Annotated in this window: 22 protein-coding genes; 15 read left to right on the forward strand and 7 right to left on the reverse strand. The window is 48.2% G+C overall.

The genetic code is table 11. From position 1 onward, the window contains the following. The first annotated feature begins 147 nt into the window (after positions 1 to 147). From WDY75_RS12475 to WDY75_RS12495, 5 genes are all read left to right on the forward strand, one after another. On the forward strand, positions 148 to 1,335 hold the full coding sequence (locus WDY75_RS12475; protein ID WP_063479989.1) for an acyltransferase: 1,188 nt from the start codon (positions 148 to 150) through the stop codon (positions 1,333 to 1,335). A gap of 308 nt (positions 1,336 to 1,643) precedes the next feature. Further along, the gene (locus tag WDY75_RS12480) at positions 1,644 to 2,003 is read left to right on the forward strand and encodes a helix-turn-helix transcriptional regulator (protein ID WP_006211192.1); all 360 of its coding nucleotides are present in this window, start codon (positions 1,644 to 1,646) and stop codon (positions 2,001 to 2,003) included. A gap of 42 nt (positions 2,004 to 2,045) precedes the next feature. After that, positions 2,046 to 3,050: a Gfo/Idh/MocA family protein gene (locus tag WDY75_RS12485; RefSeq protein WP_006211191.1), complete on the forward strand. Its 1,005-nt coding sequence runs from the start codon at positions 2,046 to 2,048 to the stop codon at positions 3,048 to 3,050. A 195-nt stretch (positions 3,051 to 3,245) separates the two neighbouring features. Then, positions 3,246 to 4,520, forward strand: a complete 1,275-nt coding sequence (locus WDY75_RS12490) for an MFS transporter (protein ID WP_063479988.1) — start codon at positions 3,246 to 3,248, stop codon at positions 4,518 to 4,520. 93 nt (positions 4,521 to 4,613) lie between these two features. Beyond that, complete coding sequence (locus WDY75_RS12495) at positions 4,614 to 5,165, forward strand: helix-turn-helix domain-containing protein (protein WP_231888190.1); 552 nt, start codon at positions 4,614 to 4,616, stop codon at positions 5,163 to 5,165. Positions 5,166 to 5,231: 66 nt separating this feature from the next. Here WDY75_RS12495 and WDY75_RS12500 read toward each other — a convergent pair whose 3' ends face one another. Then, positions 5,232 to 5,795, reverse strand: a complete 564-nt coding sequence (locus tag WDY75_RS12500) for a TraR/DksA C4-type zinc finger protein (RefSeq protein ID WP_006211188.1) — start codon at positions 5,793 to 5,795, stop codon at positions 5,232 to 5,234. Positions 5,796 to 6,030: 235 nt separating this feature from the next. On the opposite strand from WDY75_RS12500, the gene WDY75_RS12505 reads away from it, so the two are divergent. Then, positions 6,031 to 6,408, forward strand: a complete 378-nt coding sequence (locus tag WDY75_RS12505; protein WP_036642178.1) for a DivIVA domain-containing protein — start codon at positions 6,031 to 6,033, stop codon at positions 6,406 to 6,408. Between the two features lie 84 nt (positions 6,409 to 6,492). Here the strand turns inward: WDY75_RS12505 and WDY75_RS12510 are convergent, their stop codons facing one another. After that, positions 6,493 to 6,960 (reverse strand): cupin domain-containing protein, encoded by a 468-nt coding sequence (locus WDY75_RS12510; RefSeq protein ID WP_063480515.1) that lies wholly within the window; start codon positions 6,958 to 6,960, stop codon positions 6,493 to 6,495. Positions 6,961 to 7,304: 344 nt separating this feature from the next. Here WDY75_RS12510 and WDY75_RS12515 point away from each other — a divergent pair, with 344 nt between their 5' ends. The 4 genes from WDY75_RS12515 (at position 7,305) to WDY75_RS12530 (ending at position 13,537) form a co-directional block, all read left to right on the forward strand. Next, on the forward strand, positions 7,305 to 9,989 hold the full coding sequence (locus WDY75_RS12515) for a CHASE3 domain-containing protein (protein WP_063479986.1): 2,685 nt from the start codon (positions 7,305 to 7,307) through the stop codon (positions 9,987 to 9,989). A 277-nt stretch (positions 9,990 to 10,266) separates the two neighbouring features. After that, positions 10,267 to 11,154, forward strand: a complete 888-nt coding sequence (locus WDY75_RS12520; protein WP_006211184.1) for a PRD domain-containing protein — start codon at positions 10,267 to 10,269, stop codon at positions 11,152 to 11,154. Position 11,155: 1 nt separating this feature from the next. Beyond that, positions 11,156 to 11,653, forward strand: a complete 498-nt coding sequence (locus tag WDY75_RS12525; RefSeq protein WP_036642191.1) for a PTS glucose transporter subunit IIA — start codon at positions 11,156 to 11,158, stop codon at positions 11,651 to 11,653. Between the two features lie 408 nt (positions 11,654 to 12,061). Further along, the gene (locus tag WDY75_RS12530) at positions 12,062 to 13,537 is read left to right on the forward strand and encodes a PTS transporter subunit EIIC (protein ID WP_063479985.1); all 1,476 of its coding nucleotides are present in this window, start codon (positions 12,062 to 12,064) and stop codon (positions 13,535 to 13,537) included. A 90-nt stretch (positions 13,538 to 13,627) separates the two neighbouring features. Here WDY75_RS12530 and WDY75_RS12535 read toward each other — a convergent pair whose 3' ends face one another. Genes WDY75_RS12535 through WDY75_RS12545 form a run of 3 tightly spaced genes read right to left on the reverse strand, consistent with a single transcriptional unit; the run spans position 13,628 to position 17,276 of the window. After that, positions 13,628 to 14,767, reverse strand: a complete 1,140-nt coding sequence (locus WDY75_RS12535; RefSeq protein ID WP_006211179.1) for a Ger(x)C family spore germination protein — start codon at positions 14,765 to 14,767, stop codon at positions 13,628 to 13,630. Beyond that, complete coding sequence (locus tag WDY75_RS12540) at positions 14,764 to 16,176, reverse strand: spore germination protein (RefSeq protein WP_063479984.1); 1,413 nt, start codon at positions 16,174 to 16,176, stop codon at positions 14,764 to 14,766. The genes WDY75_RS12535 and WDY75_RS12540 overlap by 4 nt, the downstream gene beginning before the upstream one ends. Beyond that, on the reverse strand, positions 16,173 to 17,276 hold the full coding sequence (locus tag WDY75_RS12545; RefSeq protein ID WP_063479983.1) for an endospore germination permease: 1,104 nt from the start codon (positions 17,274 to 17,276) through the stop codon (positions 16,173 to 16,175). Before WDY75_RS12545 ends, WDY75_RS12540 begins: the two co-directional genes overlap by 4 nt. A 200-nt stretch (positions 17,277 to 17,476) precedes the next feature. Between WDY75_RS12545 and WDY75_RS12550 the strand changes: the two genes are divergently transcribed. After that, a complete protein-coding gene (locus tag WDY75_RS12550; RefSeq protein WP_063479982.1) occupies positions 17,477 to 18,853 on the forward strand; it encodes an amino acid permease in 1,377 nt (458 codons plus the stop codon). Here the strand turns inward: WDY75_RS12550 and WDY75_RS12555 are convergent. Then, the gene (locus tag WDY75_RS12555) at positions 18,850 to 19,488 is read right to left on the reverse strand and encodes a LysE family transporter (RefSeq protein ID WP_006211175.1); all 639 of its coding nucleotides are present in this window, start codon (positions 19,486 to 19,488) and stop codon (positions 18,850 to 18,852) included. The genes WDY75_RS12550 and WDY75_RS12555 overlap by 4 nt on opposite strands. Positions 19,489 to 19,736: 248 nt before the next feature. Here WDY75_RS12555 and WDY75_RS12560 point away from each other — a divergent pair, with 248 nt between their 5' ends. From WDY75_RS12560 to odhB, 4 genes are all read left to right on the forward strand, one after another. After that, positions 19,737 to 20,246, forward strand: a complete 510-nt coding sequence (locus WDY75_RS12560; RefSeq protein ID WP_063480514.1) for a metallophosphoesterase family protein — start codon at positions 19,737 to 19,739, stop codon at positions 20,244 to 20,246. Positions 20,247 to 20,361: 115 nt separating this feature from the next. Then, a complete protein-coding gene (locus tag WDY75_RS12565; protein WP_063480513.1) occupies positions 20,362 to 21,264 on the forward strand; it encodes a DUF72 domain-containing protein in 903 nt (300 codons plus the stop codon). A gap of 222 nt (positions 21,265 to 21,486) precedes the next feature. Then, complete coding sequence (locus tag WDY75_RS12570) at positions 21,487 to 24,363, forward strand: 2-oxoglutarate dehydrogenase E1 component (protein ID WP_063479981.1); 2,877 nt, start codon at positions 21,487 to 21,489, stop codon at positions 24,361 to 24,363. A gap of 5 nt (positions 24,364 to 24,368) precedes the next feature. Then, on the forward strand, positions 24,369 to 25,643 hold the full coding sequence (gene odhB / locus WDY75_RS12575; protein ID WP_063479980.1) for a 2-oxoglutarate dehydrogenase complex dihydrolipoyllysine-residue succinyltransferase: 1,275 nt from the start codon (positions 24,369 to 24,371) through the stop codon (positions 25,641 to 25,643). A gap of 75 nt (positions 25,644 to 25,718) precedes the next feature. On the opposite strand, the gene WDY75_RS12580 is transcribed toward odhB, so the two are convergent. Beyond that, a complete protein-coding gene (locus WDY75_RS12580; RefSeq protein ID WP_006211170.1) occupies positions 25,719 to 25,886 on the reverse strand; it encodes a hypothetical protein in 168 nt (55 codons plus the stop codon). Positions 25,887 to 26,052 lie beyond the last annotated feature (166 nt).

Consider the following 26,052-nt stretch of genomic DNA (forward strand, 5'->3'; position numbering starts at 1 on the left):
TTTTGTTATGATACATATGAATACAGGCAGATGTCTGTTGCTCAAACCATCTGGATCAGTAAGAATTTGGATTACCCGATCGGGGTTAGTCTCCCTTACAATGAGGTGTGTTAGGATGAACGAAAGACAGCGTAAAGGGGGAGCGGAATGTCCAGAGAAAGAATACCGGAAGTGGAACGACTGCGAGGGATTGCTTTTCTGGCCGTAGTCTTGCAGCACTCCATAGCGCATTATACCGTGGAACCGGGTATGACCACCGGAGATGGGATTTTGATGGCGGTTCTGCTTATGGCGACCAAGTTCGCAGTACCTGTCTTTATTTTTATAACAGGCATGGTGCTGTTTTATAATGATAAAGGTTCATTGCATTATGGCCGGTTCATACAGAGGCGCTTTGGTGATATCTACATTCCGTTTGCTGTATGGACACTGATCACATTGCTGATCAATAATAGGTTCAACCCTACCCAGGCAGAGGATTGGAAATATCTTGGGGGAGTACTGTTAACCGGAAAATCCAGCTCGCATTTTTGGTATATCATTATGCTGTTTCAATTTTATCTGCTGTATCCTTTGTTCCGTTCCGCCATATTGGGAATCAAGGAGCGATGGGGATGGAGAACCCAGTTGACCATATTGCTCTTGTCCGGGTTGCTGTATGTGGGCTTAACAGGGGTTATCAGCGATATTGGCCGATGGATGGGAAGCTTGGACATTCCCGTGTGGAGTGAGCTGTTTACAACCTATGCGGATCGAAATGCACTATATTATTTCTTTTATTTTGCGCTGGGGGCAGCGGCGGGATTGTACCATACATCCTGGAAAAAATGGATCCAGAAGGCACGCACGGGAATATGGCTGATCTTTCTGTTCCTGTTTGGATGGATGCTCATCCAGGCAGTGAATGAAATCCGTTCCGCGGAGAATGGAGCGATCACGTTCTATTCGCTGTCTCTGCTGCGGCCGATGATGTCGGTATTCCTGATCAGTTCCATATTGGTTATGTACGATGTGACCGGCTGGATCTGCCGTCAGGGAGGAGCGAGGGTGAATTCGCTCCTGACCTCCGTCGGACTGTATTCCTATGGAGCTTATCTAATGCATCTGTTGACACTGCGTATAAGCTATGTCGTTGACGAATCATGGCTGATCAGCATGCCTCCTCTGATTCGGATCCTTTCTTCGTGGCTCATCAGTGCGGCTGTGGCCTATGGGGCAACACGCCTGCTGGCTATGCTACCGTTCGGCAAGTGGCTGGTCGGAATGACCGGAAAAAGAAAAAATCGAACCCTGCAGCCATCCAGTCCGTCTCATTCATCAACAACGGGCATGTGAATGCTAGAAACCACCCTGAGGGGTGGTTTTTTTATGAACACCGCCTGCCGAACCTTGCATCAACGAACCAATCAACAACATGTGAGAAATTATAAATTATGTTATTTCAACATATGAAAAATTCACAATAGTTAATACATTGAGACTCCCGATTCCATTCAGCTCTCATAGCAGCCTTCCACGTTTCAATCCACCCCTTCCTGGTTTAAAAAGAAGAGGATGCCTCCTATTGTGCAAACTGGGAAACTGTGGGTTATAATGAGGAAAGTATGGGGACAAATAGCTCTGTAGAAAAAGGAGGCGCCCAGATGGCATTTATGATTGCGCAGCGAGCATTTATCAAAGTTTATCTCATTACCATGGTGGAGCAGCAGCGCGGATATGGATATCAAATGCTGGAAGAACTGCGTCAGGACTTCAAGAGCCATGGGTATTCACCGCCGCAAAGCGAAATCTACCGGGCTCTGCATGAGTTGGTGCAGGAGGGGGTTCTATACCGTACCAAGCAGCTGAAGGGGAACGATCCGCGGGTCGATTTTCAGGAAATCGTACTCTATCATTTTACCGATGACGGTGCTGAGAAAGCCAAGCTTTATAAAAAGCAAGTTAAAAGTGATTTGGATCGATGTTTGGGGATACTTCATAAAGCGGTTAACGATAATTATTGAATACACATTCGTATGGAATATAGCCGAAGGAGGAATGACCTCGTGAGCAAAAAACTGCGCTTTGGGATTATGAGTACTGCTCGAATTGCAAGAAACTCCATGATACCCGGCATATTGAAATCGGAACGCTGTGAAGTCGGGGCGGTCGCAAGCCGCAATGCCGAAAAAGCAAGTGAGCTCGCGGAACGCTATCATATTGATAAATACTATGGTTCCTATGAGGAGCTTCTGGATGATCCGGACATTGATGCGGTGTATATTCCTCTACCGAATCACCTTCATAAACCCTGGACGATTAAAGCCGCACAGGCCGGAAAGCATATTCTGTGTGAAAAACCCGCAGCACTGACGGAGGAAGATGTTCGTGAAATGGCCGATGTTGCTCAAGCCAACAACGTGCTGTTCGCGGAAGCCTTTATGTACAGGTATCATCCCAAGCATGCGCGTGTGCGGGAAATCATCGAAAGCGGTGAAATCGGGCAGCTCCGCGGAATCCATGGATCCTTTACCTTCAACAATGCAGAGGATAAAGACAATGTGCGATACAGCAAGGATATGGGCGGAGGCTCGATATATGATGTGGGGTGTTATCCCATATCCGCTGCCCGGATGATTTACGGGCAGGAGCCTAAAGCCGTGACAGCCCATGCCTTTTTTTCGGAGGAGCACGACGGTGTAGACATGATGGTTCACGGGATGATGGAATTCGATCATGGATTGGGTCTGACATTTGATTGCGGGATGTGGACCTATTCCAGATGCTCGCTCGAAATCGCGGGTACAGAGGGAAGGATTGAGCTGCCTTCTGCCTTTGGATGGGAGAGAATGGAGGATATGTCTCAAATATTCGTTCATACCGCCAAGGGATCACGTGAAGAGAAGGTAGGCATCTATAATCACTTTGCTCTGCAGGCAGATGCAATGGCAGCAGCGGTGATGGATGGCGTTCCTTTACCGTACGGCCCGGATGACGCCATCAGCAACATCCGAGCGATTGAAGCTTGTCTCCGTGCAGCCAGTTCCTCATCGCGCGTGGAGATCAAATAGAACCGCAGCCAACTAAATAGGCCTTCAGAGTAATAAATCGCCGAAGCAGGCGGTTTATTTTTTTGTCTATTGCATTTTCCTCCAAAATCGTTAAAATAAATTTAACGATAAAATAAATTTAACGTAAATATTATTTTAACAGGCGAAAAAATTTAACGTGTAGAATTATTTATTTTACGAAGAGGAGATAAGAAAATGCAAAATGCTGCTGTTGTGGAAAAGCAAGGCTTTGGTCAGCTCCTGAAAATTCGTCCCTACATGATTTATTTGTCAGCTCAGGCGATTACCCGATTTGGAGATTCACTGGATTCCATTGCATACAGCTGGATGGTCTACATGCTTACAGGCTCAGAGCTTTTAATGGGCACATTGTTCGCTTTTAACTTCTTGCCTGGATTGCTATTCAGTTTATTTACCGGGACCTATGTGGATCGCTGGCCGAAGAAGTTGGTCCTGATGCTGACCTACCTCAGCCGTGGCCTCATGGTATCGATAACCGCCATTTTATATGCACTGGGTTCACTCGAAGTATGGCATTTATTCGCGTTTACCTTCATTAATTCAACGCTCGAGTGTTTCTCGCGGCCCGCTGAGACGTCCATTGTGCCCAGGCTGCTTCCGAAGGAGAAGCTGCTGACAGGCAATTCATTCTCCTCTTCCATTAGCCGCAGCGCTGAACTGATCGGTTTATCCATTGCGGGAGCGCTCATCGCCCTGATTGGAATCTCGGGTACCATTCTGGTTGATGCCGTGACCTTTATCCTTGCAGCCATCATTGTCGGTTTTATGCCAAATCCGGATGCTGCTGACTTGGCTGAAGCAGGAATAACTCCTACACAGTCTGTGGAAGAGAAGAAGACAGTCCTTGGTGATATTAAAGAAGCTCTCCTGTTTGTTAAGCAGCATACACTGCTGTTGATAACAACCGTTCTCGCCATGATTAATAATTTTTGTCTGGCACCGCTAAATGTATTGCAGCCGGTTTATGTCAGAGAAACCTTGGGTGCGGGAGCGGGAGGATTGAGTGTGCTCGGAACGGCGCTGCTGATCGGCATGATCTGCAGCGGGTTATGGATCGGGCGCTTCGGCAAGAGCTTCAAAAAGAGTACCTTGATGATGTCAGGTTCGATACTGCTCGGAATCGGTTATTTTGCTTTGGGGATTCCAGGGCATATGCCTGCATTCCGGGTTGAGTCGGCTGCGGTGTGCATGTTCATTACAGGGTTTGCGGTTTCCATGCTGAATGCTCCGATATCCACTTATCTGATGGAAGTCACGCCTAGGCATATGCTCGGCAGGATTAGTGCCCTTATGGCGGTGTTATGTACGGCCGCAATTCCTGTGGGCAGTGTAATCACAGGCTTTGTGGCAGAGCATCAATCGCCTCCGGTGCTCTTTATGATGATGGGATTCATGATGATGCTGCCCGTGCTGTTTCTGATCCGAAAAAGAAGTTTCCGTGCCATCTAAACTTTGGGCTGTTTTTGTAATTTCGACATTCTCGGCCTATAATGAAAAGAAGTGAAAAATTAACGTGAAGCTGAGGTGTACGGTGTGGAAACGATGGAACTCACTACACTGGAAGAGATCAAAATATATTCAGATCCATATCGGCTCCAGATATTGAATGTATTGAACAGGATGGATCGTGCGGCAACGGTGAAGGAAGTAGCGGATAAGATCGGCGACGTGCCGGCTAAAGTTCATTATCATATGAAGAAATTGGAGAGAATCGGACTCGTTAAAATCGTATCCACGAAAGAGATCAATGGTATCATCGCTAAATATTATGAACCCTTTGCAGGCACAGTAAAGATCAAACGCGGAAAAAACTCCGAGGAGCCTGTCATTAAGGAATTAATTCGGTCGGAGACGAACAAACTATTATCCGAACTGTTCGATCAGAACAGGGACCGCTTCTTCAAGAACATGAGTAAAGATGACGAAACGACGTCCATGCTAACCAATACTTCGCTGTATATGAGTGAGGATGAGGCGCGTGAATTCTTTGTTGAACTGGACAAAATGCTGACCCCTTTTAAAAAGAAACGCGGCGAAGGATATCACGAATACGAGTTCTTTGCTTCTAATATTCGGAATAAGGAAGAATCCTGAATCCGAAATAAAGCTGGTACCTAAGGGGCTTGGTACCAGCTTTGCCTTCTATTTTGCTGAACGGGTTCATACATTGTTCTTATAGTCATCTTGTCCAGGCTGAGTGGACATGCCGGGCGATGTGGAGGTTCCATAGTCTTCTACAGCCTCCCATGCACCGGCGTCGTCAAATCTTCCGTCTTCTCGTTGGCGGTTGACACCTGCTCCGGAGGGTGGCGGAGTTATAACATCTTCTTCAACCGGCCGATTATCGGATAGATCCTGTCTGGGAGAATGCTCGACACAGTAGGCGGTATAAGGTATGGCTTCCAGCCGCTCATAGGGAATTTCCTGTCCGCATTCTGCACAAGTACCGTATTGTCCCTGGTCCATTCGTTGCAATGCAGATCGAATCTGCTCCAGCTCGTCAGCAAGTGTTTCTTGAATGGCCAGGTCCCGCCCGCGTTCGAAGACCTCTGTTCCTACGTCGGCAGGATGGTTATCGGCAGCGCTCAGCTCACCCGTTGAATCGCGAAGCGAATTGTTCGTGTTGGTTCCCTCATGGGACTCGAGCTGCTGCTCTAATCGTTCCTGATCGCTGAGCAACCGTTGTCGAAGTTCATTGTATTGTTGTTTTGTTATGGAAGTCATATCAAAAGTCGCTCCTCTCTAGCTTAGCTCCATTAAAAGCTGCCCATGTATTTTCAATACCCGAAATGTGTTGGTAACAATCACATTTATTATGGGAATGGCGGCCTATCGCTTTTGGAACATTCTCCAAAAAAGCCCCGGAGTGTTTTAATCGCAGTGCTTAATATGATATAAACAAAGATAGAGAGAGAAGTCTTTAAAGACGGGCTGCGCCAATATTTGGAGGTAAATCATTATGGATGAACACATGAAACGCCGATTGGATAAACAGAAAAAGCTTTTTCGGCAACTAGGCATTCAACTGGACGCTTTGTCTATCCATGAAAAGAATTTTTCGAATAAGCTGCGGGGTTATGATCAGGAGGAAGTGGATTCCTTCCTGGACGAAGTCATTCAAGATTATGAGCGTTTTTACGCAACCATCTCAGATCTTATGGATAAATGGCAGGAGCAGCAGATCATTATTCGTGATCTTAGAGCCGGGGTTAAGCCAGAAGCAGAACGTCCTGCGCTCAATCCGGAAGAGATTGAGGAAACCGTTGCAAAGCTCGAAGCTGATTTGCGTCTGCTGAAGAAGCAAATTCGCCCTGAACAAAGGTTTTATATTGACTAGAAGCAGTCAACAGGCAGGCATAAATTACACGCTCGGAATCATTACATAACAAGCGTCCTTATAACAAAACCACACATGGCCAACTCATCGGCTGTGTGTGGTTTTGTTGCTGTGGTTCGAAGCCATGATTAAGGGTGGAGCTGGAAGGGGGCTTTTTTGAACGACTGACTGCATTTTTTCTTGTATTGGAACAGAGGGGAGGATTGGCCCCGCTTGCGGTTGTGTGTGGACGTCATTGATTTGTAATGGGTCTGCTTCACGCAATGCATGAGACCATAACGGGGCAATGTCCATCTGGTGCGGATGCTCCGCGTTATACATGAATAGCAAAATCGTGTCAGGGGTGAGTGAGGTAACCCAGTGACACCAGCCAACCGGAGCATGTACCATCTGACCCGGCGAAACGTGTAATGCGTGAACCTGGTTGCTGCACGGATCAACCAGGGAATAGCTGATTTCTCCGTTAATAACATAGCATAATTCGTCGGTGTCCGGATGACCATGAGGGGAAAGCACCTTGCCGCGCCCTAGGTGGATTTCTGACACGAACATGCCTTTGAGCAGGGGCAGCTCCTGAGATGACACATGGGCGTGTCCTTGACCAGTTATACGTTCGGCCTGCCTCCTCAAATGGAATACATGCCGGGTCAATGTAAATTCGCCGTAAGCGCCGTAGAGGTCATCATAAGAGCGGTCCTCCTTTTCTAAATGTGTCAATAGAAGCTGTACAGGGGTTGTTCTCTATACATATGCTTGGATTTTATAAATCTGACTGCCTACGACTAAAGTAGCATTGAGATCATGCAAAATGGTTTTGCTTGTAAACCATTTTCATAACAATTACTATGAGGATAGGAGCAGACCTATTCTGATAGAGAACAAGGGAGGTTAGCCACTTGTCTAACAACCTGAAAATCAATATCCGCAGCAAGATTGTAATCGGATATTTGTTGATACTGTTATGTCTTGGAGCTTTTCTCTGGATTGTATCGGACCGCATCTCTTCACTGCAGCAAGAGGCGGATTTTATAGAGGAGCATGATATCGAAGTACATAATTTGACGCACGAAATCGAGAAGGATTTACTGGAGATGGAAACCGGTCAACGCGGGTATGTTATCACGGGTGACGAGACCTATCTGGAGCCGTTCAACCAAGCGTTGTCGTCCTGGCAAATTAAGTACAACAAGCTGTACCAGCTGGTAAGCGAAAGTTCTGAGCAAGCGAATCATTTGGACAATATCAAAGAGAATATCCAGGAATGGATTACCAATGCGGGCCAGCCTGCGGTTCAATTGAAACAGCTTGGACAAGATGAGGAAGCCCTTCATTTCTTCATCAACGATCCCGGGCAGCAAGCGATGAACTCCATTCACGAGTTGTTCCTCTCGTTCCGAGACACAGAACGTGAGCTGACAACAAGCAGGATTGACGACATGAAGGATAGCAACACCCAATTGCTGTATATGATGTATGCGTTGTGGGCCGGAGCAGCTCTGATTACGATCTGTGCGGCTTTGATTATTTCCAAGAGCATTGTAAGACCGATCTCTCAAGTAACCCATATCATCTCTGATATCGTTAAAGGCGGTAATATGTCCCAACGGATCCATGTGCGCTCCAACGATGAGGTGAGGCAGTTGGCTGATACAACCAACGAGCTGCTGGCACAGGTCGGGAGACAGAATTGGGCCAAGGATCATATTTCGATCATGTCCACTCTGCTTCAATCTTCTGATCGCGTGGAGACGGCCGTGCAATTTTTCATTCATAAGCTTGCTTTAATCATGAAGCTGCCGTACGGAGCTGTTTTTATTAACCGGGACGGTTCAGAATTGGTAAAGGCCGCGGCTTTTGCTGACCCTGATGGTGAGCCCTGGAACAAGGTCAGAGACCGTTTCCTGCCAGGTGAAGGTTTGGTGGGTCAATGTATGCTGGAGCAGCGAATGATTATTCTGGACGATATCCCGCCGAACTATGTGCGGATAGAATCGGGTCTGGGTGATGCTGAGCCTACGACCTTGTTGCTTGCACCTGTGATGTTCGAGGGGCAAGTCCTTGGCGTAATTGAATTAGCCAAATTCAAACCCTTTGATGAACTGGAAATCCAGCTGCTCGAACAGCTTAATCAACAGCTTGGGGTTACGCTGAACTCGATTCGAAGTAAAATGGAGATCCAGCAGTTATATCACGAATCGCAGACCTTGAATGAGGAGCTGCAGAGTCAGACGGAAGAACTGCAGACACAGACGGAGGAGCTTCAAGCCCACTCGGTTGAGATGCATCTTCTGAATGAACGTCTGGGAGCCCAGAAGGAAGCGGCGTTAATAGCAGCCAGTGAACTGGAGAATTATGCGAAGGAGCTGGAGAAGAGCTCCAAGTATAAGTCTCAATTTCTGGCGAATATGTCCCATGAACTTCGGACACCGCTGAACAGCATGTTAATCCTGTCTCAGATTTTATCGGAGAATAAGCAGGGCAACCTGACAGAGGAAGAGCAGCATTATGCTTCTGTCATTCATAATTCAGGCAGTGAGCTGCTGAATTTAATCAATGATATTCTGGATCTGTCCAAAGTGGAAGCCGGTAAGTTGCAGATCGAGATGGACCTGGTAAATCTGACAGAGCTGCCGGAATTGATGGAAGGGTATTTCTCCAAGAGTGCAGAGTCCAAAAATCTGGAGTTTGAAATTGAGATGGCGGAAGATCTGCCCGACATGATGTACAGCGATGGGATGAGGCTCCATCAAATTCTGCGCAACCTGCTCTCGAATGCCATCAAGTTCACAGAGAGCGGCAGCGTAAAACTGTCTGTAAAGAAAATGAATTCGATTGTCACTTCGGATTTCATCATCAGTGGAGAAGTCATTGCTTTTTCAGTGGAGGATACCGGTATCGGGATTGCGGCAGAGCATCTTCAACCGATCTTTGAAGCCTTCCAGCAGGGGGAAGAAACCACTGCCAGAAGATTCGGTGGAACGGGTCTCGGTTTATCCATATCGCTGCATCTTGCCAAGCTGCTGGGCGGATATATTACCGTCGAGAGCGAGGAAGGAAGCGGAAGTATCTTTGTCTTGTATTTGCCGCTCGTAACAGAGTATGGCGGAAGCGAAAGCTTATTTGTGCTGCCTGAGGTGGCCGCTGCCGCAAGCCATACGAGCTTGAGTGATATACGGATAGAGGAGTATGAGCTGGACGAGCTTAGCCAATTGGAACACAAAACGGTATTAATCGTGGACGACGATATCCGTAATGTGTATGGTTTGACCAATGCGCTGGAGAAACTCCAGATGACCGTGCATACAGCACAAAATGGTTATGAATGCCTGGAGGTGCTGAATAAACAATCCTCTATCAATGCGGTTTTGTTGGATCTGGTGATGCCCGAGATGGACGGAATCGAAACAATGAAACGGATTCGAGAGAATTCGGAGTGGTCCGACCTTCCCATTATCGTGATGAGTTCGAATGCCATGAGGGATAAGGATCAATTCCTTGCTGATGGTGCCAACGGTTATATTCATAAGCCGGTTCATATTCACGAGGTTATTCTCGCTCTTCAGAAATGGGTAGGGAATTAACGAATTCCGTTAATGGGCTTGGTGTGAATTCCCGCCTGGGAGGTCCAGTTTCGAGTGTCAAATGTTGACGAATGCAAGCGGATTGTTTTATGATGGGGTTATAGCACCAACAAGAGACGGCGTGTTACCTTAGCAGGGCATGAGCCAAGAAGAGACAGCTTTCAAAGGGGTCTTTTCTTGGCTTTTTTCATGTTTGTGGGAATTTGTCTGGAGCTTATCTTCGGACATGAATCCTTCGGCTGTTCTCTGATTAAACTTAAAGGAAAGGGGGAAGTCAATGAGCGGGATCGAGTTGTTTACAGTTGTGCGTGTTATAGGTAATAATGTCGTGATGGTCAATGGCGGCAAAAAAGAATTGGAATACGTCATCCTCGGCAAAGGAATTGGCTTTGGAGCAAAAACAGGCGGCACGATCTCCTCGGACGATGAGCGGATTGAGAAGCTGTTCAGGCTCGAGGATCGGGAGCAGTGGAGTCAAGCTCACCATCTGCTGGAAGAATTCGATCCACTGGTGATGGAGATCACAGACCAGATACTCAATCTCATAGGACAGGAATTTCCGGGCACATTAAACGACAAGGTATATTTGGCTTTACCGAGCCATATCCAGTTTACGATCTACAGAATCCGTAAGGGTATGGATATTATAAACCCTTTCCTTGAAGAGACCCGAATCAGCTTCCCGAAAGAATATGATATCGCAGCCAAAGCAGCGGAAATCATCGGACAGACCTTTCACATCGAGGTTCCGGAGGACGAGATTGGTTTCTTGACCTATCATGTTTATTCTGCTGTCAGCCATGTGCCGGTAGGCCATCTGGTGAAGGCCTCGAATGTGGTGGGAAGTTTGGTGAAATATATAGAAGAGGAGCGGCAGACGACCTTTGACCGGGGGAGTATGGATTATGTCCGCCTTCTCATGCATTTGAGATTCTCCGTAGATCGTATGCTGAACCAGGAGATCCACGTGGATAATCCGTTCGCAGAACAGATTCGTACCAAGTTCACTTATGAGTACGGTATGGCTGCTCGTCTTGCGGCAATGATGGAGAAGGAACTCGGCAAGAAAGTACCGGAAGCGGAAATCTGCTTTCTAGCCATGCATTTATATCGGCTGTTCACAGGCCGACTACAGCAGAAGAATCAACCCAGGGAGGAATCATAATATGTTCGATCGTTGGAAGAAGAAAAAGACAGCAACAGCTATTCAAGTCACAGCTCCATTGTCAGGTAAAGCAGTACCCTTATCCCAAGTGCCGGATGAGGCGTTTGCTGCCGGGCATATGGGCCAAGGCATTGCCATCGAGCCTTCAGAGGGGAAATTAGTAGCCCCATTTGACGGTACGGTTGCCCATGTCATTAAATCGAAGCATGCCGTGATGCTGGAAGATCCGGCGACGCAGCTTCAGTATTTATTTCATATTGGGATTAATACGGTCGGTCTTAAGGGCGAAGGTTTTACCAGTCATGTTCAAGCTGGAGATCAGGTGAAGTCGGGTCAGACTCTCATTGAGTTCGACATGGCCGCTATCAAGGCCGCGGGTTATCCGACGATTACACCAATCATTGTGACTAATGCGGATGAAGTGGCTTCAAAGGTCGAAGGGCAGATTGGCGATGTCGTATCCGGGCAAGATCATGTCCTCACCATTGAATTGAAGTAGTGCAACATAATGAATCATGGATTGAAATATTGGATATTGACAAAACAGGAACACCTGAATTAAGATAACAGCAGAAATGAATAAGAGAACGGCGTGTTACCGCGTTTGTGGGCATGAGCCAAGGAAGACCATGACTATTTTTATTTAGTCACCGTCCTCCTTGGCTTTTTTTGTTGATATAGAATGCACATTGTTTTAGCAGGTCAGACCGAGTTCTATATCACAAGATAACGTACCTCTCTAGTCATCGTCGCTCTTTTTGAAGAATCTTCGATGAATACAAGAAACCCGCGAGGAGGAGGATTCTTTTTTTACCCGAATGGAGGGACGAAACAATTATATATTCGACGCATTATGTAAACGTTTTCAGTAGAAAGCTAAATTATTGAAGTTGAAAGGATGATTGACATGCTGGCTAAATTGCAAAAGCTGGGTAAGTCCCTTATGCTGCCCGTGGCTACACTACCTGCGGCAGGTATCTTGCAGGGGCTTGGATTGATTGACTATCAAAAAGATATTCCTTTAGGGGCTTTCGGAGCTTTTCTGAATCAATATGTAACTCCGTTCATGACCTCCGGTGCCCTTGCGATTCTGGACAATTTGCCGTTCATCTTTGCGATTGGCGTTGCAATTGGTTTTGCTGGAGACGCCGTTGCGGCTCTGTCCGCTCTTATTGGGTACATGGTGCTTACCAAAGTTCTTGCACAAGTACCGCTGCAAATGCCGTTTATACCAGATGACGTGAAGTTGAATATGGGCGTTCTTGGCGGTTTCTTTGTTGGTCTGTGGTCCGCATACTTATATAATAAATTCCACAATATTAAAATGCCGGATTGGTTGGGCTTCTTTGCGGGTAAGCGCTTCGTTCCGATTATCACGGCAGCTTCCACGATGGTGCTTGCCGTGCTGATCGGTATGGTTTGGAGCCCGGTCCAAGATGGAATATCTGCTTTCGGCAACTGGGTTGTTGGTCTTGAAGGTATTGGATCGTTCATCTTTGGTATGGCTAACCGCCTGCTGATCCCTCTGGGCCTGCACCACGTATTAAACTCCATCGCCTGGTTCCAGATCGGAGATTACACGAATGCCGCGGGCGAAGTCGTTCACGGCGATCTGTGGCGATTCTTTGCGGGAGACCCGACGGCTGGTATGTTCATGTCCGGATTCTTTCCAATCATGATGTTTGCGATGCCGGCTGCGGCACTGGCCTTTATGCACACTGCTAAGCCGTCCAAACGCAAGTTAGTCGGATCGATATTCATCGGCTCAGCACTGGCGTCGTTCCTGACCGGTATCACCGAACCGCTTGAATTCGCGTTCATGTTCATAGCTCCATTATTATATGTGGTGCATGCATTCTTGACAGGTCTTTCCGGTCTGATCATGTATATGCTGGATGTACATTTGGGCTTTACGTTCTCTGCGGGTCTGATCGACTATCTGGTGAATCTGAAGCTGTCCACCAACGCTTGGCTTCTCCTTCCGGTAGGATTGGCTTTCGGTGTAGTTTACTATCTGCTGTTCAGAATCCTGATCGTCAAGCTGAACTTGAAGACGCCTGGACGCGAGGATGACGACGATTTGGATCTGTCCTCTGAGGACGCTGGAACCGATGGCCAGTCTCCATCCGGTACAGTATCCAAAGAGTCCAAGGCGGCCAAGGTCCTGCAAAATATCGGCGGTGCCGATAATATTACCAGCATCGATGCTTGTATCACGCGCCTGCGCCTTGTTGTTAAGGACGAGAAGGCCGTAAAAGATTCGGAATTGAAAAAATTAGGCGCATCCGGTGTCATGCGTCTGGGTCAGGGTGCGGTTCAGATCGTATTCGGACCGCAGGCAGAATCCATTAAAGACGACATCAAGGATATCATGAAAAAATAATTCAACAAGTAAAGAAGCAGGCCGGTCATTCAGCGGCCTGCTTCTTTTTTGCGTACATGGCAATGACCAATCCATCGCGGCTTCGGATGGTTACCGGTTCAGATTTTTACGTTGTCCCCAGAAGCGAAGATTGACATCGACCTCAAGCTCGCGAAGGGAAGCATCATGGATTTCTTTTTTCTGCTCGACTAATTTCTTCCATAGTTTGGGGTCGGTTCGATACAACTGAAGACATAACTCGTAGGGGTCGGCTTTTAGCAGAGCAGCCTTATGAAAGGTGGTATGCATCTCTTTCTTCAGCGTGGCTTCGGTTAACCGCTTCATCTCGCTGACACCAACCTTCTTGTACATATTCTGTACCGTCCCCGTTACGTTAAGTTTAATTCTGTAGGCCACGTCGTCGGGTTCGCGTATGATCTCAATCGAGGATTGAGGTTTCTCCAGGCTGATGCTCCCAATGGCTTCCCCCTCCTCTTGCACGATGATGGAAGCGTGGGTGTGCGGGGAAGCCAACCAGCGGGTACCTAGCAGGTCGGAGCGGCTGAGCCAGCCCATCAGCTTCTGGTTTTTAATCATAAAGGCACCGCTGACCTCCAGAATCGGGTGCTGCTTCAGATTTTCAGACCAGTTTTGACTGGAGATATGAATGGACGGAAGGACAACTGTAGCCGCTCTTTCCCGGTAGAGCCGAATGAAATTGACGAATTGGATCGGGCGTATGAACGAGAACTGATCGTAGCTTTCTTTGGGTTCATGCAGCAGTGAATGAAGGGGAGAGAGTTGAAAGAATGGCGAGACGGTGAACAGGTCCTCCATGCTATCCTGAGTGCCGTATACCCATTTGGTATAACGGATTTCCTGGGAACGATTGGTCAGGTCAAACACTTGGGACATCTGATCAGGCTTTAATACGGCTTCCGTAAGCACCAATGCCGTGACATGTCCCCAGGAAACCCGCTGCTGACTCGACGTATACAGGTCGACCAATGCTCCGGCCAGTGTCGTTCCGGTACCTCTCCCGACCCAGATGGGTGCTTTCTCCGTTTGTTTGCCGCTTTCTTGCTTGGCAATTGTAGCGAAGTCAAGCATCTGCACATAGATGATATAATTCCCGTCTTTATAATCGACACCCAGTGCAGTGATGTAGTTGATATCCTGTACTTCTTTGTTGTCCCAGCACCCTGTGAGCAAAAAAGACAATATACCTACAAGCATCAAGACCCGTCTCATAATGCCCCGCCTTTTTTTCGTTTACCCGGAAACCTCATGAGATTGCGAATGATCTTGGACAGGGAGAAGGGGGAGAAGGGAGCGAGAAAGGGCTGTCCGAACGGATTATGGTTGGCCGCATACTGCACCATCAAGAATATCGCGATAAAAAAACCGAATAATCCGAATACCGAAGAGAAAGCAAGCACAAAAAAACGCAAAATCGTCTGGGTTACCACAAAGTCCTGATTGGAGTGGGTCGAACCGGCCACAAAGGCCAATGCACCGACTACGGTCATTGTAGGCGAGAAGAATCCCCCTCGAATGGCGGCATCGCCGATAATAATACCGGACACAACCGTGATGGTGGATGCGATAGGAGAAGGCATCTGCATGCCGGCCTCCCGCAGCAGGGTGAGCAGAAACAGGATGACCAGCATTTCGATTCCGGTCGGAATAGGAAGTCCGAGCCGGGTGTTGGCCACCGTTGCCAGCAGCGGAAAAGGGATCTGATCCTGGTGGAACGACATCAGTGTAATATAGAAACCCGGAAGCAGAATGGATATCAGGAAGCCCACAAGCCTAAGGATTCTCCATGGAAATACAAAATAAAATGGCATTTGCGGGTCCTCGGCAGCAAACAGGAGCTGCATAAAGCTGGCAGGTGCAATCAATACCACGGGACTTCCCTGCATAATAATGATCAATCTGCCGCGCGTTAAAGAATCGTATGCGAGATCCGTCCGTCCCGTATAATCAAACATCGGCAGTACCGTAAATCGGTAGGGTGTTATATGTTCAGCGAGTTCACCGATGCCCACCGGTGAATCACCGGAGTAATGATTCAGTCTCTCTTCGACTTCCTTCACCGTTTCCGGTATAACCTTGTCCTTCAAATACATGATGCCTACGGAGGTTTTGCTCCGGTCACCCAGCTTGAAGGAGGTGTAGACAAGATCCGGAGATTTCAGGCGTTTGCGAATGAGGGACACGTTGACGTCCAGTTCCTCCACAAATCCGTCTCGCGGCCCCTTAATCGAAGTTTCCGATGCCGTTTCTTCGGGTACTCGTCCGATTCTTTTGCAGGCACTATAGGAGAATAACTTGTTATCCTTGGGGAAATACAGCGCAACATAGCCTGAGAAAACAATGTCATCAATGGATTCAGCGCTGGCCTCAGCGGAGTCAAGAGTAAGATAGTATTCGAGATGTCCCGGATCAAACTCATGTTTTTGCGTAACGGAAATATTCCATTCCTTACTGATGACGGGCAGCAGGATTTTGGACATCAGCTGGGAGTCGCACATCATCGGACTGTATATCATAAGAGCCCATGGTTGTGCCGCGCCTTCCATCCCAGGATAAGACGAAATATAGATGTCATTGGAATCGGCATAACGTTCTCGGAGCTGCTGCTCGGTAATGGTCATGGTTGAGATTCTCCTTTCGCTGTAATGGAATTCGCTTGCTGCTGCTTGTGGATTAAGAAAAACATCAGCAGACATAACACGGTAAGATACACGGCGGATACAGGCATAAAATAATCAGCCATCGCATAATACATTTTCAGATTGCTGATTGGTGAGGCGCACAGGATGATAAGCAGCGTGGAAATGGCTAACACGCCGGTTCTCCGCTTGGTTTTGGGCAGCAGCGCTTCACATAGCAAATAGATGCAGATCGATATAGAGACATAAGCTCCGCTCAGCCACTGGAATATGGAAAAGAAATCAACATGCTCCACGAATTTTCCGAGCTTGACGAGCCGCCACTGCTCATAAGCCGGATACCGCTGCAGCTTCATTTCTTCCGGACCGAATTCGGCAATGCCTCCGATCGTTGGACCAAACGTTAAAAAGATGAAGATCAGATGGATGAGCAGAACTGTAACAAAACGCGGCTTTTTCTGAAGGTGGGGACGGAGAAACAGGATTAAGAAAATTTGCGAAAGCCCGCCGAACATGACAGGGATTCCGCTAAGTATAGGCATGAACCCATCTTCCAGAATGGGCAGCAGATAATTGTAATTTTTGACCTTCAGGTTGGCTATGGATACGAATATTCCCAGTAAGACAACAAAAGGAAGTAATATCCCTGCAGAAACCCCAATGGTTTTGATGCCATGATTCACGCTGACGAGGCATAGTAACACGAGGACCAATGCGGTTGCGATGACCGGCGTTTGGATCATGTAGGTGGATTTGGTCCAGTCGATCACTTCCTTCAATGTATAAAATGAAAAGGAGAAAAAATACAATCCGGACATGCCCATCACGATGATGCGAGCCCATTTTCCGCTGCTTTCGTCTAATGCCTGCGTTAATGTGCGGTCGCCGATTTTCTTGATAATTCCGTATATAAGCAGAATCCAGGGCATGAACAAGAACGCTGACAAGAGAATTGTAATCCAGGCATCCCGGCCTGACTTTTCAAGCAGGACAGGAATAATCATGACATGGTTGGTCAAACCGGCAGTCAACATCATAATCATGAATACTTGATTCGTTGGAATACCGCGAGCAACGGACATGTTATTCGATCCCCCATTTCACTTTCTTCAGCTTAGAGTTCTCGGGGAACAGCCAAAATATGCGAGGATATCCAGTGAAAGGTGCAATGCAATACAAATAGGGATTATAAGGACAGACACCTGGTACATAATGCATGGAGATTCCCTTCATAATAAGGAAAGTTTTGAAGTACTTATTATGAAGTCTGGAGGATAAGACCGTGAACAGAGGGGCGAAGTCGAAGGAAGGGAACTTGAAATGGTGGCAGCTGTCGCTGCTCGGGGTGGCATCCACCATCGGTACAGGCTATTTTCTCGGATCTGCACTTGGCATTAGATTGGGTGGGCCTGCATTTCTTCTATCTATTATATTGGCAGCGGCAGCGACCTATTTTGTATTCGATGTGCTGGCGAAGATGACGGCCGAAGACCCGCAGAAGGGCTCATTCCGAACCTATGCCAAAAAAGCCTTCGGCCGGTGGGCAGGCTTCTCGACAGGCTGGATGTATTGGTGCTCGGAGGTATTGATCATGGGAAGTCAAATGACGGCCCTCGCTATTTTTTCACGCTTCTGGTTTCCGTCCGTTCCGATGTGGATATTTGCCTCTGGATACGCGGTGCTTGGGCTGATTGTCATATGGCTTGGTAACAAAGGGTTTGACAGGCTGGAGAATGTACTTGCGGTTATAAAGGTAGCTGCTATTGTTATGTTCCTGATCATTGCGGGGGCCGCATGGATGGGATGGCTAAAAGGCGGGACAAAGCCGCACTTTCCGGGAAGTTTGAATGCTTTTTTCCCTGCGGGAGGAAAGGGTGTGTGGTCTTCCCTGATTTTTGCATTCTACGCCTTCGGCGGTATTGAAGTAATGGGCATGATGGCCGTACGTCTGAAAAATCCAAAGGAAGCACCCAAGTCGGGTAAAGTGATGATCATCTTGCTGTCGATTGTATACGTTCTATCAATCGGACTGGCGGTCATGATGGTTGCCTGGAATCAATTCTCTACGACCAAGAGTCCGTTTGTTGTCGCACTGAGCTCCTATCAGCTGCCGTTCATCCCGCATATTTTTAATGCTGTATTAATTGTGGCCGGTTTCTCGACGATGGTTGCCTCGCTCTATGCAGTCACAACGATGCTCGTGACCTTATCAGAGGATCATGACGCGCCCAAGATCTTTGCAGCCAAAAAGTTTCATCGGCAGGCTCCGGTCTATGCGCTTTCCCTTACAGCAGGAGGTCTGATTCTCTCCATCGTCCTGTCACTGCTCATTCCTGGCAAGATCTATGAATATTTGACGACCGCAGCCGGTCTCATGCTATTGTACAACTGGCTGTTTATCCTTATATCTGCAGGCAAAATAGTACAGCTTACGATGTGGGGGCAGATCAAAAGATACACGGGCATGCTGCTCATTGTATCTGCGGTAAGCGGAACAGCAATGCATCCCACGAGCCGAACAGGGCTCTTGATCAGTCTAGGCTTCCTTGTCATCATCGGTCTGGTTGTCCTATGTATGCGTCCAATATGGAAGAAATCCGGCAGCGGTCAAGGGAAAACGCTCAACAAATCCAAACTGAATCCGAAGCCTGCCCGTTAAAACACGAGGGGATAGAGCAGGGTTAATGCCCGAATGCCGAAATAGATACCGAAGGCAATGAGGGATACGCCAGATATAATGGAAATGATGGAGAGTCCTCTCTGGCTTAAATATTTCCGGAAGAAGCTCCCGAGTGCTGCCATGAACAAATCCCATACAACAACCCCTGCAATGACCGCAAGGCTGTACAGAAAAATATGACCGGAGCTGTTATCGTCCGCAGCGGCCTTAACAAGAATGGAACCATAGATGCCAAGCCAGAACAGGATTGTCATGGGATTGGATACCGACATAATAAAGCCGGAGAACATGGTTTTGGGAATGGAGTCTTCACTGCGCGCGCTGCTGATTGTAATTTTACTGGCATTCATGATGCTTTCAAATCCCGTATAGATCAGCACAAAGGCACCAAACAGCCACAGAAAGGTCTGCATAAACGGAGTGCTCAGGAAGTGGACGACGCCCAGGTACACCAGAATCATGTAAAGAATATCAGCAAACACAGCGCCGACACCAAACATCCAGGAGTGCCAAAAACCATTCTTAATGCCTTTATCAAGCTGAGCAGCATTGATTGGGCCAATCGGTGCAGACAGAGAGAGCCCCAGAATCATGTAGCTTAGAAAAACACTCATTGTTATCCCACCTTATCCCTGATTGAATGGAACGAAGCATGACTCGTACAAGCATGCTCGTACATTGTATTCAGCTTCGGGGCAAACTAAAACTGTGAATTGGAAAATGTTTTCTGTTCATCCTCCCCTTAGAGCCGCGCAGCTTCAGCGCGGTTTTATTTGAATCCAAATATTTGGTAGGATATATAATAGTGCCCGCAGCAAAGCTGCTTGCATCTGATGTGAACAAGAAGGGGCTGCTGCACAGGATGAGTCATCCTTTTCGAATTACGGTATTATCAGACACCCATATGCCCAAAAAGGCGAAGGAGCTTCCAGCTCCGCTGTTAGAAGATCTTAGGTATTCGGATCTGATCATCCATGCAGGGGATTGGTCCAAGTGGGAGCTCTACGAGTTGCTGAGCCAGTATGCTCCGGTTGAGGGCGTTGCCGGCAATGTTGACGATGAGGTGATTATAGATCGCTTAGGATACCACAGGATTGTCCTCGCCAAGGGAAAACGAATCGGCATTGTGCATGGACACGGTCAAGGGGGGACGACGCCATCACGTGCAAGAAAGGCATTCCATGATAGCGAGGTGGATTGCATAGTGTTCGGTCACTCCCATATTCCTTTCCTAGAAAATGTACAAGGCGTGCTGATGTTTAATCCGGGATCGGCAACTGACAAACGCAGACAGCCCCGGTATTCATATGGACGGCTTCTTATCCAGGACGGAGCCCTGGAGGCACGCCATATCTTTTACGATCAGAAGTAGGTGCCTGCAGGCATTGGAAAAATCAGTATGGGGCTGCTTGCTTTTGAAATCGCCGGGTTGAGGTTAATTAATAGAAGTCCCCGATATGGTAAATCATGTTGATGAGAGGATTGTTATGTTAAAGGAAGAAAAGCTTGAGAAACGGATTCAGATGGGGCTGTCCGGCTGGGGAGACCATGACAAGTTGTACGATGAAGGGGCAAGGGCTGCCGATAAGCTGGAAATGTACAGCAGGCATTTTCCGATTGTGGAGATGGACAATTCGTTCTATGCCATTCCTTCAGCAGAACAGATGAGTAAATGGGCAGCCGCGGTCCCGGACCATTTCGGTTTTATTGTAAAGGCCTATCAAGGCATGACGGGTCACGCGCGCGGCCAAGGCAAAGACAGGTACACGAATGTAAAAATGATGTTTGAGCATCTGCTCGCTTCGGTTGAAGAACTGCGATTGGCGGGAAAGTTAAGGGCGGTTCTCTTTCAATACCCGCCATGGTTTGGGTGCGAACGCAAACACGTGGAAATCCTGAAGCGCACCCGGGAGTGGATGAAGGATGTTCCTGTAGCTCTGGAATTTCGGCATCAGAGCTGGTATGCGCCGGAATATCGCGAGAAGACGATGGAGCTTATGCGCAGTGAAGGTTGGATTCACAGCATAGCTGACGAGCCCCAGGCAGGTATCGGTTCTGTGCCCGTTGTGTTGGAGACATCGGATACCGGTGCCGTCATGATCCGAATGCATGGGCGCAATGCCGAGGGATGGCATTCCAGCGGTCAGCCCAACTGGCGTGAGGTGCGGTACTTGTACCGTTACAGCCTGGAGGAGCTCAATCAATGGAAGGGATGGATCGAAGAGCTGCTTGAGAAATCGGAGCAGTGCTGGATAATCTTCAATAACAATTCAGGAGGCGATGCTTCCGATAATGCGAAACAGCTTCTTCGCTTACTCGGAATGGACAGCGGACCCGAGCCGCTGAGGCAGATGAATTGGCTGGATGAGGATATTTTTACCGATAAATGACTTTAATTGTATGCTCATACAGATAAATGGTTAGCGAATGGACAAATCGTCAAAAAGTTGCCGCAAATTCATCTGTTTCCGAGATCATTATTATATATAAAGGGTATTTTCGGTAAGTAGGTCAAGTGTATTATAATGTAATCGTAAGAAAACGTTAATTTAATGTAAAACCAGAATTTCCGTCCATGAACAATCAAAATAATCTGACGGAGGGAGTCAGCGATGAAGACCCTTGACAGAATGACAGAGGGACCCTGGCAGAAATATCACGGTCCGAACTTGGGGTACATTCAAGATCAGTATGAGAAGTTTTTGCAAGACCCGCAATCTGTGGAGCCAGGATACCGTGAGCTGTTCGCCAGCTGGGGACCGCCTCCATCTTTGGAAAACAATGAAAAGAAAGCGGATTCGCAGGGACAAGGTGTAAGCTATGACCCGCAATTATTGAAAAAAGGGGTAGCTGCCGGCAAACTGGTGTGGAACATTAGAACCTATGGTCATCTTGCCGCCGACATTGATCCAATTGGAATTGGAAACGAAGCCGACACACGTCTGCTTCAACCAGAAAGCTACCAACTCAGCCAAGCGGATTTGGCAGCTCTGCCTGCAGATATCGTCTGGGAGGAGGCTCCTAGTGATATCAAGAACGGCTATGAGGCAATCCAGCGGCTGTTACAACTATATACAGGCTCTATTGCCTACGAATTCAGTCATGTGCATGATGAAGAAGAACGCAAGTGGCTTAATCAACAAGCGGAATCCGGCCGTTTCTTGTCCGACATAAGCGCTGATGAGCGCAAGGGACTTCTGAAAAAACTGCTGGAGGCCGAACAATTCGAGGAGTTCCTGCACCGTACGTTTGTAGGTGCGAAGCGCTTCTCCGTTGAAGGCAACGAAGCGCTTGTACCGCTTCTGGATGAGATTGTTCGTCAGATGGCTGAAGTGGACGTCAACTCGATCCTGGTGGGCATGGCGCACCGTGGACGCTTGAACGTCCTGGCTCATGTGCTGGGTAAGGATTACAGCAAGATTTTCTCGGAGTTCATGCACTCCCCGAATAAACATCTGGTGCCGTCCGAAGGCTCCATGGGCATTAACTACGGCTGGACAGGTGACGTGAAGTATCACTTGGGAGCTGACCGCTATCTGAAGAAGGATGAAGCACGCGAGATTCGCATTACGCTCGCGAATAACCCGAGTCACCTGGAATATGTCAATCCGGTGGTGGAGGGCTTTGCACGTGCGGCTCAGGAGGAACGCGGTGAAGCGGGATATCCGAAGCAGGACGTAAACAAAGCGCTGAGCATTCAGATCCATGGCGATTCCGCATTCCCTGGCGAAGGCATCGTGCCGGAAACCCTGAACTTCAACAAGCTGCCGGCATACCGTACGGGTGGATCGATTCACATTATCGTGAACAACCGTATCGGATTTACGACAGAGGGCAAGGATTCCAGATCGACCCATTATGCGAGTGACCTGGCTAAAGGATATGAAATTCCGATTATCCACGTGAACGCAGATGATCCGGAAGCATGTATTGCCGTTGCCCGACTTGCCAGCGACTATCGGAATAAGTTCAAGAAGAGCATTCTGATTGACCTGGTTGGCTACCGTAAATATGGCCATAACGAAACGGACGATCCGGAAACCACTCAACCGCTGATCTATCAGAAGGTTAAGAATCATCCAACCGTCAGCACGCTCTATATGAAGAAGCTGGTTGATGGAAACGTTCTGACCCAGGAGCAAGTGGACGAATTGAAGAATCGTGTTGTAGAGGTATTGAAGAATTCTTATGAGAGCGTAAAGTCGAAGGATCCTGTGGATCAGATCCTGCTAGGATTGAAACCGACCGATAGCAAATCGAAGAAGGAAGCTGCAACGAACGTATCTGCAGAGGTACTGCGCGGGATTAATCGCGAGCTTCTGCAATGGCCTGAAGGCTTTACGGTTTATCCGAAGCTTCAACGCATCCTTGAGCGCCGCAGCAATTCCCTTGATGAAGGCGAGAAGGTGGATTGGGGTCATGCGGAGACACTGGCTTTCGCTACGATTCTTGCGGATGGCAAGCCGATCCGGATTACCGGACAGGATGCGGAGCGGGCAACGTTCGCTCACCGTAACCTTGTGCTTCACGATGCGGTTAATGGAGAAACCTTCTGCCCGCTGCACCGTTTGCCGCAAGCCAAAGCTTCGTTCGCCATTCATAACAGCCCGCTGACAGAAGCAGCTGTTGTTGGATTCGAATATGGCTACAATGTATATTCTCCTGAGACCTTGGTTATCTGGGAAGCGCAATATGGTGATTTCACCAACTGTGCCCAGGTTATCATTGACCAGTTCATTACAGCTGGACGTTCGAAGTGGAGACAGAAGTCCAGCATGGTTATGCTGCTTCCTCACGGATATGAAGGAAATGGTCCTGAGCACTCCAGTGCAAGATTGGAACGCTTCCTCCAGCTGAGCGGAGAAGATAACTGGACGGTTGCGAATCTGACTTCTGCTGCTCAGTATTTCCATCTGCTTCGCAAGCAGGCGTCTGTGACTGAAACGGAAGATGCCCGTCCGCTGGTTGTCATGGCTCCGAAGAGTTTGATCCGCAACCCGCGTGTGGCATCACCGGTGAACGCATTCAGCGAAGGCGGCTTCCAGAAGGTTATGGAACAGCCTGGTCTTGGCCAATCACCGAAGAAGGTCGAACGCTTGGTGCTGTGCTCGGGGAAAGTTGCGATCGATCTGGAGGACGCGCTGGATAAGCAGAAGGATGAAGACCAATCATGGATTCATGTTCTTCGTGTGGAACAGCTGTATCCATTCCCTAAAGAGGAAATTTCCCGTGTTATGCAGAAATATCCGAACCTGAAGGAGATTCTGTGGGTTCAGGAAGAACCTCAGAACATGGGCGGCTGGAGCTTCATGGAGCCGAGAATTCGTGAAATTGCACCTAAAGGCACAGAGGTCCGTTACAGCGGACGTCCTGAGCGTTCGAGCCCGGCTAGCGGATATCAGGATGTTCATGCTTATGAGCAACAGACCATCATTTCTTTTGCCCTTAATCGTAAAACTATAAATCAACAGATCTCATTGGGGAGGTAGCGGCTGTGAGCGAAATTACTGTACCAGCTATGGGCGAATCCATCACCGAAGGAACGATATTCAAATGGCACGTTAAAGAAGGGGATAGCGTAAACATCGGTGATGTTCTGCTCGAGTTAGAAACGGATAAGGTTAATCTAGAAATTAGCGCAGAGTCTGAAGGCGTTGTGGAAAAAATCCTTCGTCAAGAAGGGGAGAATGTGACCATCGGGGAAGTGATCGGTCAAATTTCTCTACAGGAAGGCGTTGCAAGCGCACCGGCATCGAAGGCTGCTGAAGCTCCTGCACCTGTACAACCGGAGGCTGCACCAGCACCAGTTGCAGAAGCACCTAAGCCACAAGCTTCTGTGCCGGCCCCAAGCGAGGAAGGAGCAGGCCTGACTGCATCGCCATCCGCACGCAAACTGGCTCGTGAGCGCGGGATTGATCTGGACCAGGTACAGGGCCGCGACCCGATCGGTCGGATTTACCATGATGATGTGAAGAATCATAATGAAGCCAAGCAGCCTGCAGCACCTAGCAAGCCTGCAGCTTCAACGCCAGCACCGGCAGCATCAGCTCCGGCTGCTGAGTATGGCAAACCGGTTGAGCGTACCCGCATGTCTCGCCGCCGTCAAACGATTGCGAATCGTTTGGTTGAAGCGCAGCATACAGCTGCCATGCTGACTACCTTCAATGAAGTCGATATGACAGCGATCCTAGATGTGCGCAAGCGTCGTAAGCAAGCATTCCAGGAGAAGCATGACGTAGGCCTCGGTTTCATGTCCTTCTTCACCAAAGCGGTTGTGGGCGCGCTGAAGAAATTCCCGCATCTTAACGCGGAGATTGATGGCGACGATATTGTTGTGAAGAAATTCTATGATATCGGTATCGCGGTATCCGCTAAGGAAGGACTTGTCGTTCCGGTCGTTCGCGATGCGGATCGCCTGGGCTTCGCCGAGATTGAGAAGGAAATCGGCAATCTGGCTGCGAAAGCTCGCAATAATGCGCTGTCCTTGTCTGAACTTCAAGGCGGAACATTTACGATTACGAACGGCGGCGTCTTCGGCTCGCTGCTGTCTACACCGATCCTGAATACCCCTCAGGTGGGTATTCTCGGCATGCACAAGATCCAGCTTCGTCCAGTAGCCATCGATGCTGAGCGCATGGAGAACCGCCCTATGATGTACATCGCATTGTCTTACGATCACCGAATCGTTGACGGATCCGAAGCGGTTCGCTTCCTGGTAACGATTAAAGAGCTTCTTGAAGATCCGGAGTCACTGCTTCTGGAAGGATAATTATCCAAGAGAAGAGAGACTTGCATAATAAGAAGGCCGCATGGACATTCCCATGCGGCCTTCTTATATGATCTATCAGGATTTAGATTGCTGTTTATCGTCTGGCTTGGGGAGATCCCGGGGATTCCAATTCTCAGCCTGAGGCTCCACATCCTGCCGCTTCTTCACCTTGTCTCGTTGTTCCTGCGAGTCGTTCTTTGTGTCCTGATGATTGCGCACTTCTTCACTGCTTGGTTGCTTCATGGGAATACCTCCTTTTTGTCCGTATAATACATACATACCCGGAATGCCAAAAGACAAACAGGCATTAAAGACAAGCCATTTGATTTTCATATGGCTTGAAGTTAACATGGTAACTGAAAGATCTCTACATACGATATAGAGTTATCGATAAACGAGAGGAGAGATA

The organism is Paenibacillus glucanolyticus (assembly GCF_037333485.1).
Lineage (GTDB): Bacteria > Bacillota > Bacilli > Paenibacillales > Paenibacillaceae > Paenibacillus_AQ > Paenibacillus_AQ glucanolyticus.

What these genes read in the sequence shown, in the direction of transcription:
- WDY75_RS12475 (WP_063479989.1), top strand. Translation starts at nt 148, where the DNA reads ATGTCCAGAGAAAGAATACCGGAAGTGGAACGACTGCGAGGGATTGCT.
- WDY75_RS12480 (WP_006211192.1), top strand. Translation starts at nt 1,644, where the DNA reads ATGGCATTTATGATTGCGCAGCGAGCATTTATCAAAGTTTATCTCATT.
- WDY75_RS12490 (WP_063479988.1), top strand. Translation starts at nt 3,246, where the DNA reads ATGCAAAATGCTGCTGTTGTGGAAAAGCAAGGCTTTGGTCAGCTCCTG.
- WDY75_RS12495 (WP_231888190.1), top strand. Translation starts at nt 4,614, where the DNA reads ATGGAACTCACTACACTGGAAGAGATCAAAATATATTCAGATCCATAT.
- WDY75_RS12500 (WP_006211188.1), bottom strand. Translation starts at nt 5,795, where the DNA reads ATGACTTCCATAACAAAACAACAATACAATGAACTTCGACAACGGTTG.
- WDY75_RS12505 (WP_036642178.1), top strand. Translation starts at nt 6,031, where the DNA reads ATGGATGAACACATGAAACGCCGATTGGATAAACAGAAAAAGCTTTTT.
- WDY75_RS12510 (WP_063480515.1), bottom strand. Translation starts at nt 6,960, where the DNA reads ATGTTCGTGTCAGAAATCCACCTAGGGCGCGGCAAGGTGCTTTCCCCT.
- WDY75_RS12520 (WP_006211184.1), top strand. Translation starts at nt 10,267, where the DNA reads ATGAGCGGGATCGAGTTGTTTACAGTTGTGCGTGTTATAGGTAATAAT.
- WDY75_RS12525 (WP_036642191.1), top strand. Translation starts at nt 11,156, where the DNA reads ATGTTCGATCGTTGGAAGAAGAAAAAGACAGCAACAGCTATTCAAGTC.
- WDY75_RS12530 (WP_063479985.1), top strand. Translation starts at nt 12,062, where the DNA reads ATGCTGGCTAAATTGCAAAAGCTGGGTAAGTCCCTTATGCTGCCCGTG.
- WDY75_RS12535 (WP_006211179.1), bottom strand. Translation starts at nt 14,767, where the DNA reads ATGAGACGGGTCTTGATGCTTGTAGGTATATTGTCTTTTTTGCTCACA.
- WDY75_RS12540 (WP_063479984.1), bottom strand. Translation starts at nt 16,176, where the DNA reads ATGACCATTACCGAGCAGCAGCTCCGAGAACGTTATGCCGATTCCAAT.
- WDY75_RS12545 (WP_063479983.1), bottom strand. Translation starts at nt 17,276, where the DNA reads ATGTCCGTTGCTCGCGGTATTCCAACGAATCAAGTATTCATGATTATG.
- WDY75_RS12555 (WP_006211175.1), bottom strand. Translation starts at nt 19,488, where the DNA reads ATGAGTGTTTTTCTAAGCTACATGATTCTGGGGCTCTCTCTGTCTGCA.
- WDY75_RS12560 (WP_063480514.1), top strand. Translation starts at nt 19,737, where the DNA reads ATGAGTCATCCTTTTCGAATTACGGTATTATCAGACACCCATATGCCC.
- WDY75_RS12565 (WP_063480513.1), top strand. Translation starts at nt 20,362, where the DNA reads ATGTTAAAGGAAGAAAAGCTTGAGAAACGGATTCAGATGGGGCTGTCC.
- WDY75_RS12570 (WP_063479981.1), top strand. Translation starts at nt 21,487, where the DNA reads ATGAAGACCCTTGACAGAATGACAGAGGGACCCTGGCAGAAATATCAC.
- WDY75_RS12580 (WP_006211170.1), bottom strand. Translation starts at nt 25,886, where the DNA reads ATGAAGCAACCAAGCAGTGAAGAAGTGCGCAATCATCAGGACACAAAG.